General features: G+C 69.7%; 10 protein-coding genes. 3 read left to right on the forward strand and 7 right to left on the reverse strand.

All coding sequences use genetic code 11. The features are described 5' to 3' along the window. Window position 1: 1 nt before the first annotated feature. A complete protein-coding gene (locus ACIQ6S_RS10970; RefSeq protein ID WP_397608402.1) occupies window positions 2–514 on the reverse strand; it encodes a DUF1993 family protein in 513 nt (170 codons plus the stop codon). A 44-nt stretch (window positions 515–558) separates the two neighbouring features. Here ACIQ6S_RS10970 and ACIQ6S_RS10975 point away from each other — a divergent pair, with 44 nt between their 5' ends. Both ACIQ6S_RS10975 and ACIQ6S_RS10980 read left to right on the forward strand, forming a co-directional pair. Further along, entirely contained in the window at window positions 559–2,964 is a 2,406-nt protein-coding gene (locus ACIQ6S_RS10975) for an alpha/beta hydrolase fold domain-containing protein (RefSeq protein WP_397608403.1), read from the forward strand. A 91-nt stretch (window positions 2,965–3,055) separates the two neighbouring features. Beyond that, window positions 3,056–4,186 carry a TraB/GumN family protein gene (locus ACIQ6S_RS10980; protein ID WP_397608404.1) on the forward strand — a complete coding sequence of 377 codons (1,131 nt, stop codon included), beginning with the start codon at window positions 3,056–3,058 and terminating at the stop codon, window positions 4,184–4,186. A gap of 6 nt (window positions 4,187–4,192) precedes the next feature. On the opposite strand, the gene ACIQ6S_RS10985 is transcribed toward ACIQ6S_RS10980, so the two are convergent. From ACIQ6S_RS10985 to ACIQ6S_RS10995, 3 genes are read right to left on the reverse strand one after another with little or no spacing between them, the layout of a single operon-like run. Beyond that, entirely contained in the window at window positions 4,193–5,305 is a 1,113-nt protein-coding gene (locus tag ACIQ6S_RS10985; protein WP_397608405.1) for a diguanylate cyclase, read from the reverse strand. After that, window positions 5,302–6,039 carry a GNAT family N-acetyltransferase gene (locus ACIQ6S_RS10990; protein WP_397608406.1) on the reverse strand — a complete coding sequence of 246 codons (738 nt, stop codon included), beginning with the start codon at window positions 6,037–6,039 and terminating at the stop codon, window positions 5,302–5,304. Before ACIQ6S_RS10990 ends, ACIQ6S_RS10985 begins: the two co-directional genes overlap by 4 nt. A 28-nt stretch (window positions 6,040–6,067) precedes the next feature. Continuing rightward, window positions 6,068–7,036 carry a helix-turn-helix transcriptional regulator gene (locus tag ACIQ6S_RS10995; protein WP_397608407.1) on the reverse strand — a complete coding sequence of 323 codons (969 nt, stop codon included), beginning with the start codon at window positions 7,034–7,036 and terminating at the stop codon, window positions 6,068–6,070. Window positions 7,037–7,143: 107 nt separating this feature from the next. On the opposite strand from ACIQ6S_RS10995, the gene ACIQ6S_RS11000 reads away from it, so the two are divergent. Further along, entirely contained in the window at window positions 7,144–7,650 is a 507-nt protein-coding gene (locus ACIQ6S_RS11000) for a hypothetical protein (protein WP_397608408.1), read from the forward strand. Window positions 7,651–7,656: 6 nt separating this feature from the next. Here the strand turns inward: ACIQ6S_RS11000 and ACIQ6S_RS11005 are convergent, their stop codons facing one another. The 3 genes from ACIQ6S_RS11005 to ACIQ6S_RS11015 form a co-directional block, all read right to left on the reverse strand. Next, complete coding sequence (locus ACIQ6S_RS11005) at window positions 7,657–8,412, reverse strand: NrdJb (RefSeq protein ID WP_297865866.1); 756 nt, start codon at window positions 8,410–8,412, stop codon at window positions 7,657–7,659. A gap of 105 nt (window positions 8,413–8,517) precedes the next feature. Further along, window positions 8,518–9,009 (reverse strand): hypothetical protein, encoded by a 492-nt coding sequence (locus ACIQ6S_RS11010; RefSeq protein WP_297876691.1) that lies wholly within the window; start codon window positions 9,007–9,009, stop codon window positions 8,518–8,520. Between the two features lie 136 nt (window positions 9,010–9,145). After that, on the reverse strand, window positions 9,146–10,593 hold a 1,448-nt coding region (locus tag ACIQ6S_RS11015; RefSeq protein WP_397608409.1), incomplete at its 5' end, for a ribonucleoside-diphosphate reductase, adenosylcobalamin-dependent.

A 10,593-nucleotide genomic window follows, 5' to 3' on the forward strand; every position in this document is an offset into this window, starting at 1 on the left:
CTCAGCCCTGCCCCATGCCGACCGGTCCGAGGTAATCGGCCTTGCCCAGCGGAACGCCGGCGTGGCGAAGCAGGGCGTAGGTGGTCGTCACGTGGAAGTGCACGTTCGGCAGGATGAAGGCGAACAGGTAGTCGAGGCCCTTGAAGTGCAGGTCGCCGCGGGCTCGGGTGGGCACGGTGATGTCGCGCGTCTCCGCCCCCTCGAAGGCCACGACCGGCACCGAGCCGATGTAGGCGATGGTGCGCTCGACACGGTCGATGAGCTGTTCGAAGGTGGTTTCGCTGTCGTCGAACTTCGGCGCCTCGCCGCCGGTCATGCGACCAACGCTGTTCTTCGCGATGTCGGTGGCGATCTGCACCTGCCGCGTCATCGGGAACATGTCCGGGGCGAGGCGCATGCCGAGCAGCACCGCCGGGTCCCATCCCTGCGCACGGGCGTGGGCCTCGCCTTTGGCGAGGATGTGCTTCAGCTGCGTCAGGGTGCGGACAAGGGCGGGTACGGTCAGGGTGTGCATGGGCGTCACTGGAGATGGACAGGGGTGCAGTGTAAATCGTCACCATGCACCCGCTGATCCCACCCACCACCGTCACGCCGATCGGCCTGCGCGAAGCCGTCATCGCGCCACTGCTCCGCGCCGTGCTGCGACTCGCCGTGAAGCCGTGCTTCTCGCCGCAGGTGCAGATCGCCGCGCAGCGCGCACGGCTGCGGCGCTTCGTGCCGCTGAACCGACTGCCCCGCGGCGTGCGCGTCGAAGCCGCGATGCAAGGCGGCGTGCCGGGCGAGTGGCTGCACCCGCCGCAGCCTCCCGTGAAGGCCGGTCGCGTGATGTACCTGCACGGCGGCGCCTTCTGCGTCGGCTCGCCGGCCACGCACCGCGCGCTGACCGCGAAGCTCGCCCGCGATCTCGGCCTGCCGGTGTTCTCGGCGGACTACCGGCTGGCGCCGGAGCACCCCTTCCCCGCCGCCCTCGACGACGCGCTCGCCGCGTATCGCGCGCTGGCTGCCGACGGGCCGGTGGTCGTCGCGGGGGATTCCGCCGGTGGCACGTTGGTGCTGCTGCTCGCGCAAGCCCTGCGCGATCGCGGCGAAACCCCGCCGGCCTGCCTGCTGCTGCTCTCGCCACTGGCCGACCTCACGCTGTCGGGCCTACCCGACACCATCCCCGGCGAAGCGCTCCTCTCCAAGCCATGGGTGTCGGCCTGCATCGACCATTTCCGCGCCGCGCTGCCGGCCGATGATCCGCGCGTTTCGCCCCTGCACGGCACGCTCGCGGGCCTGCCGCCCACCCTCGTGCAATGGGGCAGCGACGAGATTTTCGCCCCCGGCTGCGCGCGCCTCGTCGAGGCGCTGCGCGAAGCCGGTGTCACCGCGACGGCCGACATCGTGGCGCACCGCTGGCACGTGTTCGCCCTGCATGCGGGCACGCTGCCCAGCGCCGACGCCGCGCTCGGCCGCGCCGCGCGCTTCGCCCTGCCGCACCTCGAAGCGGCCACGCCGCCGCGCACCACGCGACACGAGGTCGTCGTGCTGGGGGCGGGCATGTCGGGGCTGTGCATGCTGCGCACGCTGAAGCAGGCCGGCATCCACGACGTGGTCGCGCTGGAGAAGCAGCCTGGCCTCGGTGGCACCTGGTCGGACAACCGCTACCCGGGCGCGCAGGTCGACGTCCCCGCACCGGCCTATGCGTTCTCCTTCGCGCCGAACCGGCATTGGCCGCAGCGCTTCGCCGACGCGGCGGACATCCACGCCTACCAAGAGGCCCTCGCGGCGCGCGAAGGGCTGCTGGGCCACCTGCGCCTCGGCACCGCGCTGGTCTCCGCCACCTGGGACGAGTCGGCCGCACTGTGGCGCTTCCGCACGGCGAAAGGCGACACGCTGGAATCGCGCTTCTTCGTCTGCAGCACCGGGCCGCTGAGCCAGCCGCGATGGCCGGCGATCCCTGGCCTCGACGAATTCGCGGGGCTGAAGGTGCACACCGCACGCTGGCCCGCCGACGACACGGCCCTCGATGGGAAACGCATCGGCGTCATCGGCACCGGCTCCACCGCCGTGCAGGTCATCCCGAAGCTCGCGTCCCGCGCCTCGCAGCTGAGCGTGTTCCAACGAACGCCGAACTGGGTGCTGCCGCGCCTGGAGCGCCGCTATCGCTGGTTCGATCGCTGGCTGGTGCGGGTGCCGGGCTATGCGCCGGCCGTGCGGCTGGCGTGGGCGAGCTTCCTCGAATGGACCCGCCGCGGCTTCGACGAGGGCACGTTCGCGCGGCGCTTCATGCTGGGCCTCGCGCGCTGGCACCGCGGACGGCAACTACGCGACGCGCCGGATCGCGCCGCCCTCGAATCGGCCCTCGCCCCGCCCTACCCGCTGGGCTGCAAACGGATCATCTACGCGAACGACTACTACCCCACGCTCGCGCAGCCGCACGTCGCGCTGGTCACCGACGGCATCGCGCGCATCACCGCCGATGGGATCGTCACCACCGACGGCCGCGAACACCGGCTCGACGCGCTGGTCTGCGCCACCGGTTTCGAGACGGTGAACCTGCTCGAATCGATCACGATCACCGGCTGCGCGGGCCGGACGCTCGCCGAGGCCTGGCGCGATGGCCCCGTGGCCCTGCACGGCATCGGCGTGGCGGGGTTCCCGAACCTGTTCCTGATGCTGGGGCCGAACACCGCCACGGGCCACACCAGCACCCTGTTCTACATCGAAGCCGCCGCGCGCCACGCGCTCGCCGTGATGCAGCGCGTCCGCGAACGCGGGGGCCGCTGGGCCGCGGTGAAACCCGAGGCCATGGCTGCCCACGATGCCGCCCTGCAAGCGCGGCTGCGCGGCTCGATCTGGACGCAGTGCCGCAGCTGGTACCGCATGGAGGACGGCCGCGTCATCGCGATCTTCCCCGGCTTCACACCGGAATACGTGCGCAAGGCCGGCACCCTTGAGCCCGCCGATTACCACTGGGGCTGAACGGTTCGCCCACAACGCGACTTCCGGCCTATCCCGCCCCCGCCCCGACTGCGCGAGCATGCGTCCGTCCCCCGGAAACCGGATTCCACCCATGGCCATGCGCCTCCGCCCGCTCGCCCTCGTCCTCGCCATCGCGCTGACTGCGTCCCTCGCCGCCAACGCGCAGACCGCGCCTTCGGAGTCCGCGCCCGCCGCCGAGGCCAGCGCGCCCGCCGAGCCCGCACTCGCGACGCTGGAAACGGTGGTCGTCACCGGCATCCAGCCCGGCCCCGGCCTGTGGCAGATCCGCAAGGGCGAAAACACGCTGTGGGTCATGGCCACGTTGAGCCCCTTGCCGAAGCGCATGGAATGGGAGCCGCGCGAACTCGATGCCCTGGTGGCGCGCGCCGACCGCGTGCTGACCTCGCCGGGCGTCAATGTCGACGCCGACATCGGCTTCTTCGGCAGCCTGCGCTTGCTGCCCACCGCCCTGCGCGCGCGCAACAACCCGGACGACAAGACGCTCGCCGAAGTGCTGCCCTCCGAACTCTATGCACGCTGGCAGGCCCAGAAGGCGATCTACATGGGCCGCGACCGCGGCGTCGAGAACCGCCGCCCGGTGTTCGCCGCCTACGAACTGATGGACGAGGCCCTCGGCGACCTCGACCTCAAGCGCGAGAACATCGTCTGGGATCGCGTGGAACGCATCGCCAAGCGCAACGACCGCGACATCGTCCGCGTGGGCGTGAGCATCAAGGTCGAAGACCCGCGCGATGCGCTGAAGGAATTCGAGCGCTCGGCCGTCGACGATGTCGGCTGCATGGAGGCGACGGTCGCACGCCTTGAAACCGACACCGCGAACATGGTCGAGCGCGCGAACGCCTGGGCCGTGGGCGACCTGCAGACGCTCGAGGAACTCGAGTTCGACAGCGAGATCCGCGCCTGCGCACTGGCCCTGCTGGGCACCGATGCCTTGAAGAAACGTGGGTTCGACGACCTACCGAAGCGCGTGGTCGACGAGTGGGTGCGCGTGGCGGAGGAAAGCCTTGCCGGGCATGCGACGACGGTTGCCGTGGCCGATTACCAGGTGCTCACCGCCGACGATGGCCTGCTGGCCGCCATGCGCGGCAAGGGCTACACGATCATTGCGCCGGGCGAGGAACCGCCGACTGATGCGGTCGCCGAAGACCGGCCCGCCGAAGCCAGCACCAACGTCGAGGCGGTCGAACCCGCATCGAACTGAGCGGGCTCAGCCCTCGGCCAGCACCACCCGATCACGGCCGGAGCGCTTGGCGGCGTAGGCCGCCGTATCCGCACGGGCGAGCAGGTCGGTGCCGCGGTCGCCCGGACGGAATGCCGCGACGCCGATCGACACGGTCACCGCCACACGCGGCACATCGACCAGCGGGGCTTCGGCCACGGACGCGCGCAGCCGCTCGGCGATCTCAAGCGCGTTCGACACGGGCGCGCCCGGCAGCAGCACGATGAACTCCTCGCCGCCGAGACGCGCGAGATGGTCGCTCTGCCGCAACGGCCCGCGGATGCGCCGTGCGAAGGCGCGCAGCGCCTCGTCGCCCACCGCGTGCCCGTGCGTGTCGTTGACGGCCTTGAAGTGGTCGAGGTCCAGCGCCAGCACCGAAACCATGCCGCCCTGCGCCTCGCAGCGCTCGATCTCACGGGCCAGCAGCCGATCGAGCGCGCGGCGGTTGAGCACGCCGGTGAGCGGATCGGTGGCCGCCTCCTCCTCGACGGTGAGCAGGTGCAGACGCAGTTGCTCGGCCAGACGCGCATTCGCCTGTTGTAGGCGAATGCCGTCGACCACGCGGGCAGTGATCCCCGGCAGGAAGAACAGCGCCAGCACGTGCATCACCGCAAGGCCAAGGACGATCGCGCCATCCGGCCCCGCACCGAGCAGCGATGAGAGCACGATGCCTACCCATGTGCCTGCGACTTGCAGGCGCAAGGCTTCCGGCGCGGTGATGTAGATGCCCAAGGTGACCGCCACCACGCCGCAGAGCACGGCGGCCAGGCGCGCATCGAGCGTCGGGTCGTGGCCCATCAGGAACAGCGGCACCATGCCCCAGCCGATGCCGTCGAGGAACGCCGACGCCCAAGCCGAGAGGCGATGCCGAGCGACGTCGAAGCCCTGACGCCGGGACCACTGGCTCTGGGCAATGCACAGCACCCAGCACGCCAGCGCCGCTCCGAACCACGCCCACAGGGAGGCCCTTGGCGCCAACCCCCAGGCCATGGCAAGCACCACCAGCCAACCCACGGGCGTCGTCAGCAGGGCCCGCGCGAAGTTCCGCGCGAACTGCTCGAACGCGATCTGTCGGGTATCGGCTTCGAGGGTGTCGGTCACGCGCCCGAGTATGCCGTGGGCAGCAGCATCCGGTAGCGCAACATGTCATCGGGCCGGGCGTAGCCCTCGTAGAGCCGACGCGCCACCGCGTTGCCGGCCTGCGTGTGCCAATACAGCCGGGTCCAGCCTTCGGCGCGGCACCGGGCCAGGAGGTCCTCCATCAGCGCGCGCCCCACCCCCGCACCCCGGGCCCCCGGCGCCACGAAGAGGTCCTCGAGGTAGCACTGCGGCTCGACGGTCCAGCTGCCGGCATGCGGCAGGGCCAGTGCGAAGCCCAGCAGGGCGCCATCCGCCGCGACGGCCACGCGGCCGAACATCGGCGCGCTGGGGTCGAGCAGGCGCCGCCAGGTGGCCTCGGTCGTCGACGGTGCCAAGGCTGAGCCGTAGAACGCGAGGTAGCCCTCCCACAGCGCCTCCCATTCCCGCCGATCCTCGCTGCATAGCGCGCGCACACCGGCGAGGCGAGGCGGCGGATTCGAGGCACGCTCGACGTGGGTGGCCGCGGCACGTTCGGCTCGCACGCGGGTCGATGACCCGGGATGGCGGGCCAGCGCGCTTCCCACCCGCAGCGGCCGCATCTGCAGGCCGCCGTCGCAATTGGGGCAGCGTCCCGCGAGCGGCCCGAGCGCGCAGCTCGCGCAGAAGGTGCATTCGAACGAGCAGATCCACGCGCCCGCCGTGTCGGCGGGAAGGTCGGTATCGCAGCACTCGCAATTCGGTCGCATGGCCAGCATTGGGCACTCCGCGAAAAGGTGGGAAATGTCAGTGGGAAGCGTGCAGCGCCACGATCCTCGCGGCCTCCTCGGCGAGGGCCCGCCGCAGTTCCGGCGGATCGAGCACTTCAACTTCGGCCCCCAGCCGCAGCAAGTCGCGCAGGGCCTGCTCGCCCTGCTCGACCGCCAACACGGTGTCGCGCCAACCGGCGGCGTCGGGCGCGGCCGCATGGGCCTCAGCGGTCGCAGCGACCGACGGCTGCTGCTCGTGCAGCAAACGCCAGCCCAAAGGCGACAGGCGCACGCGCGCGGCACGCGAGCGCAGGCGATCCTCGAAACGCGCGACGGCGTCGGCCCAGTGCGCCGCCAGGGCGAAACCCTCGGGACGGCGCGCCACCTCGTCCCGCACGGCGATCGACTGGATCGCGCCAACCCGGTAGGTGCGCACGTCGCTGTCCACGGCGGCCACGAGGTACCAGTCGCCGGCCTTCAGCACCAGGCCGAGCGGCGCGACCTCACGGTCCACCTCGCCCTTCCAGCTGCGGTAGCGCAGGGCCACGCGGTGATCGCTCCACACCGCCTCGGCGAGGGGCCGCAAGGCGGGCGGTGGCGACCGGCGGCCGTACCAAGACTGGGGATCGAGATGGAACCGCTCGGCCACGCGCTGCGCGCCGGAGCCGGCGGCGGCAGGAAGGCTGGCAAGGAGCTTTCGGTGGGCCGACTGCGCGTCCTCGCCCAAGCCCAACTCCGCAGCAGCCTGCACGGCGCCCAGCAGGCCAACGGCATCGGCCTCGCCACGGGTCAGCCCGGTCAGCCGGGTGGTGTAGCCCCCCAGCAGTTCGAAACCGCCATGGCGACCGCGCTCGGCGAAGACCGGCACGCCCGCTGCGCTGAGCTGCTCGACGTCCCGGTAGATCGTCCGCACCGACACTTCGAACTCACGCGCCAAGGCTTCCGCGCTCTGGCGGCCGCGGAGCTGCAGCAGGATCAGCAGGGAGAGCAGGCGGCTGGCGCGCATGCCAAACATCTCAGCACGAAAACCTGACAGCAGGTGTCAGGTGGTGGGGCGTTCCATGGGCGAGCGGGGCTGGACCCGCGTGGACAGGCCTCCCCGAGGACACCGACATGCATCTTCCCGATACCGACCTCGTCGTTCCGCAGCGCCCGACGATTCCAACGCCCGGCCAACCCGGCGATTTCGATTTCCTGCAGGGCGAGTGGCGCATCCGCCACTGGCGCAAGCCCTCGCCCGACGCCGACTGGGATCACTTCGAGGGCGAAGCCACCTGCTGGTCGATCCTTGGCGGCATCGGCAGCGTCGAGGAGCTGCGGATCCCGGCGCGACAGTTCAGTGGCCTGGGCTTGCGCCTGCTGGACGTCGAGCGCCGACGCTGGTCGGACCACTGGGTGAACGCGAAAAGCGGCGTGGTCACCGCACCAGGGCTCGAAGGCAGCTTCGAGAACGGCGTCGGCCTGTTCGTCTCCGAGGAGGAAGAGAACGGACGCCCCCTGTTGGCCGCAGGGATCTGGGACCGGATCAGCCGCGAGGGCTGCCGCTGGCGCCAGGCCGTCTCACGCGATGGCGGAACGACCTGGACGCACAACTGGGTCATGCATTGGCGGCGGGCCTGAGCCCGCTCAGCCGCACTTGGAATAGCCGCAGTTCAAGCAGGTCTGGCAGCCGTCCATCAGCACGAGGGCCTTGGTGTTGCACTTGCTGCACATCGTCGCCGACGGCGGGAAGCTGGTGCCGTCACCCGTGATGGCGATGTCGCCGCCCACCGCCGGGGCGGCGCTCACGTCAGGGTTTTTTTTTGAGCGGTTCTCGTAGGCCGCGCGCTTCTCGGCGATCAGGGCGCGCTGCGCGTCGCTGATCTCCGGGTCGATGATCATGCCGATCGACTTCAGGTGCTCTTCGATGACGCCGCCGATCTCGGCGATGATCGAGGGCATGTAGACGCCACCGGCCTTGAAGTAGCCGCCGCGCGGGTCGAACACCGCCTTCATCTCCTCGGCGAGGAAGGTCACGTCGCCGCCCTTGCGGAACACCGCCGAGACAATGCGGGTGATGGCGACGATCCACTGGAAGTGCTCCATGTTCTTCGAGTTGATGAACAGCTCGAAGGGACGGCGGAGTTCGTGCTCGGTGCCGGGGTTCAGCACGATGTCGTTGATCGTCACGTACAGCGCGTGCTCGAACAGCGGCGACTTGATCTTGTAGGTCGCGCCGACGAGCGTCTCCGGGCGCTCGACGCGCTCGTGCATCTGGATGATCTCGGCCGTCGGCAGCGGCGCGGGCGCAGCGGCGACGGGTGCGGGTGCCGGCGTGGCGGCCTTGTCGTCCGGCGTGGCGACGCTGTACGACTTGATTTTCTTGCTGATCTTGATGGCCATGCCGGCGCTCCTGCGGGTGGTGCCTGTTGCGTTGTCTGGTGCGGATTTCAGGGGTGACGCTTCCGGCCCCGCTCAGGGAGCGGGGTTCCGGGCCGGACGCCGCGATCAGCGGCGCGCGGTCTTCTTGGCGGCTTTCTTCGCGGCCTTCTTCGGGGCCGCCTTCTTCACCGCTTTCTTCGGCGCAGCCTTCTTGGCCGGTGCCTTCTTGGCGGCGGCCTTCTTCACCGGCGCCTTCTTCGCGGCCTTCTTGGCCGCGGGCTTGGCCGCCTTCTTCGCCGGGGCCGCCTTCTTCGCGGCCGGCTTGCCGCCGAGCTTGGCCTTCGCCGACTTCACCGCGGCGTCGACCGACTTCTTCGCCGCCGCGACCTTCTTCTTCGCGTTGCCGACGGCCTTCTTGACGGCCTGGCCGGCGGGCGACTTCTCGGCCTGCTTCATCTTCGCCTTGGCGGCCTTCTCGACCTTCGCGACCTCGGCCTTGGCCTTCTTCACCATCGGCGCCGCCTTGGCTTTCGCCTGCTCGACGACCTCGTTGGCCTTGCCGCTCACCGCTTCGACCGCCTGGGCGATCGTCGTGGTCACACCGTTGCCATTGCTCATGGGAACACTCCAGTGGGGTGCTGCATCCGCGTGCCTTGGGGGCCGGTGCACGCTTGCCGGTTCGGGCCCACCTCGCCGGGGCGGGTCGGGCGGGCCTCGATCAGGAAGCCGCGGGCGCTCTGCCCGCAGCCTTCCGTCAGAACTTACCGTAGTAACCCTCTTTGAGCGCATCGAACAGGTTGGCGGCGGTGTGCATCTCGCCGTCGTACTCGATCTGCTCGTTGCCCTTCACCTCGACCACGCTGCCGTCTTCGAGCTCGAAGCGATAGGTCGTGTTCTCGAGGTCCTTCTCCTTCACCAGCACGCCCTGGAAGGCGGCCGGGTTGAAGCGGAAGGTGGTGCAACCCTTGAGGCCCTTCTCGTGGGCGTAGCGGTAGATGTCCTTGAAGTCCTCGTACGGGAAGTCCGTCGGGACGTTCGCCGTCTTGGAGATCGAGGAGTCAATCCAGATCTGCGAGGCGGCCTGGATATCCACGTGCTCCTTCGGCGAGATGTCGTCCGCGGCGATGAAGTAGTCCGGCAGCTTCGCTTCCGGGTCATCGCTGTACGGCATCGCCTTCGGGTTCACCAGCTCGCGGTAGGCCAGCAGCTCGAAGCTGTAGACGTCCACCTTCTCCTTCGACTTCTTGCCTTCGCGGATCACGTTGCGCGAGTAGTGGTGCGCGAACGAGGGTTCGATGCCGTTGGAGGCGTTGTTGGCCAGCGAGAGCGAAATCGTTCCGGTCGGCGCGATCGAGCTGTGGTGGGTGAAGCGGGCGCCGGTGTCGGCGAGCTTCTGCACCAGCTCGGGCGCCACGCCGGCGACGCGCTGCATGTAGCGGCTGTACTTGGCGTGCAGCAGGCGGCCCTTGATGGCATCGCCCACCTTGAAGCCGTCCTTCGCCATCTCCGGACGCTTGCGCAGCATCTCGGCGGTGACGGTGAAGTCCTCGTCCATGATCGGGGCCGGGCCCTTCTCCTCGGCGAGCGCCAGCGCCACTTCCCAGCCGGCGACGGCCATCTCGCGCGACACGGCCTCGGTGAACTCGCAGCTCTCCGGCGAGCCGTACTTCATGCGCATCATGGTCATCGTCGAGCCGAGGCCGAGGAAGCCCATGCCGTGGCGGCGCTTGCGCATGATCTCGATGCGCTGCTGCTCGAGCGGCAGGCCGTTCACTTCGACGACGTTGTCGAGCATGCGGGTGAACACGCGCACGACTTCCTTGTATTCCTCCCAGTCGAAGCGCGCCTTGTCGGTGAACGGATCACGCACGAACTTGGTGAGGTTCACCGAGCCCAGCAGGCAGGCGCCGTAGGGCGGCAGCGGCTGCTCGCCGCAGGGGTTGGTCGCGCGGATCGCCTCGCAGAACCAGTTGTTGTTCATCTCATTGACGCGGTCGATGAGGATGAAGCCCGGCTCGGCGAAGTCGTAGGTGGACGTCATGATCATGTCCCACAGGCCGCGCGCCCGGGCGCGGCTGTAGACCCGGCACGCCACCATGCCGTCGTCGCGGCTCACGTAGCCCTTGCTCGTCGGCCAATCGCGCCAGATGACCTGGTTCGCGTCGGCAAGATCGATGTCGCCGATTTCCTTGTCGCTGATCG

It is taken from the genome of Silanimonas sp., from assembly GCF_044377035.1.
Taxonomy (GTDB): domain Bacteria; phylum Pseudomonadota; class Gammaproteobacteria; order Xanthomonadales; family Xanthomonadaceae; genus Silanimonas.

Coding starts and splice junctions, on each gene's coding strand:
- ACIQ6S_RS10995 (WP_397608407.1), bottom strand. CDS start 7,036: ATGCGCGCCAGCCGCCTGCTCTCCCTGCTGATCCTGCTGCAGCTCCGC.
- ACIQ6S_RS10980 (WP_397608404.1), top strand. CDS start 3,056: ATGGCCATGCGCCTCCGCCCGCTCGCCCTCGTCCTCGCCATCGCGCTG.
- ACIQ6S_RS10970 (WP_397608402.1), bottom strand. CDS start 514: ATGCACACCCTGACCGTACCCGCCCTTGTCCGCACCCTGACGCAGCTG.
- ACIQ6S_RS11005 (WP_297865866.1), bottom strand. CDS start 8,412: ATGGCCATCAAGATCAGCAAGAAAATCAAGTCGTACAGCGTCGCCACG.
- ACIQ6S_RS11000 (WP_397608408.1), top strand. CDS start 7,144: ATGCATCTTCCCGATACCGACCTCGTCGTTCCGCAGCGCCCGACGATT.
- ACIQ6S_RS10975 (WP_397608403.1), top strand. CDS start 559: ATGCACCCGCTGATCCCACCCACCACCGTCACGCCGATCGGCCTGCGC.
- ACIQ6S_RS10990 (WP_397608406.1), bottom strand. CDS start 6,039: ATGCTGGCCATGCGACCGAATTGCGAGTGCTGCGATACCGACCTTCCC.
- ACIQ6S_RS11010 (WP_297876691.1), bottom strand. CDS start 9,009: ATGAGCAATGGCAACGGTGTGACCACGACGATCGCCCAGGCGGTCGAA.